1 protein-coding gene is annotated in these 1,155 nt (G+C 68.5%); it reads right to left on the reverse strand.

Annotation, left to right across the window (positions count from 1 at the left end; all coding sequences use genetic code 11):
• Positions 1–4: 4 nt before the first annotated feature.
• Positions 5–1,155, reverse strand: a 1,151-nt coding sequence (locus E1284_RS40805) for an acyl-CoA dehydrogenase family protein (protein ID WP_207924258.1), incomplete at its 5' end; no start/stop codon positions are given.

Raw genomic sequence — 1,155 nt, forward strand, 5'->3', positions numbered from 1 at the left:
CCGGCTACTTGAGGAGCTGGCGGGCCATGACCATGCGCTGGATCTGGTTGGTGCCCTCGTAGATCTGGGTGATCTTGGCGTCGCGCATCATCCGCTCCACCGGGAACTCCCGCGTGTACCCATAACCGCCCAGAAGCTGCACCGCGTCGGTGGTGACGTCCATCGCCACATCCGAGGCCAGCGCCTTGCACGCCGAGGACACGAACGTCAGATCCGCGACCTTCTCACCGCTCATCGCCCGCTCGGACTTGATCGCCGCGTGGTAGGTCAGCTGCCGCGCACCCTCCAGCCGCATCGCCATGTCGGCCAGCATGAACTGCACACCCTGGAAATCGGCGATCGGCCTGCCGAACTGCCTGCGCTCCTTGACATACCCGAGCGCGAAGTCCAGCGCCCCCTGAGCAATGCCCAGCGCCTGCGCCGCGATGGTGATGCGGGTGTGGTCCAGCGTCGCCAGCGCCGTCTTGAACCCCGTCCCCTCCGCCCCGATGATCCGATCGGCCGGGATACGGGTGTCCTCGAAGATCACCTGCCGGGTCGGAGAACCCTTGATCCCCAGCTTGCGCTCCTTGGCCCCGAACGACACCCCCGGGTCGGACTTCTCCACCACGAACGCCGAGATCCCCCGCGCACCGGCCGAGGGGTCGGTGACCGCCATCACCGTGTAGTACTCCGACACCCCCGCGTTGGTGATCCACATCTTCGCGCCGTTGAGCACCCAGTGCTCACCGTCCCGCACCGCACGCGTCTTCATCCCGGCCGCGTCCGAACCCGCATCGGCCTCCGACAGCGCGTAGGAGAACATCGCCTCCCCCCGCGCGACCGGCGCCAGATACCTCTTCTTGAGCTCCTCCCCGCCCGCCAGCAGCACCGGCACCGTGCCCAGCTTGTTCACCGCCGGGATCAGCGACGACGACCCGCACGCCCGCGCGACCTCCTCGATCACGATCACCGTGGCGAGCGCATCCGCTCCCGCGCCCCCGTACGATTCGGGCACGTGCACCGCATGCAGATCCGCCGCGACCAGCGCGTCCAGGGCCTCCTGCGGGAACCGGGACTCCTCGTCCACCTCCGCCGCGAAAGGAGCGATCTTGGCCTCGGCCAGCTCACGCACCGTGCGCCGCAGCAGCTCATGCTCCTCGGACGGCGCATACG

This window comes from Actinomadura bangladeshensis, assembly GCF_004348335.1.
Lineage (GTDB): Bacteria > Actinomycetota > Actinomycetes > Streptosporangiales > Streptosporangiaceae > Spirillospora > Spirillospora bangladeshensis.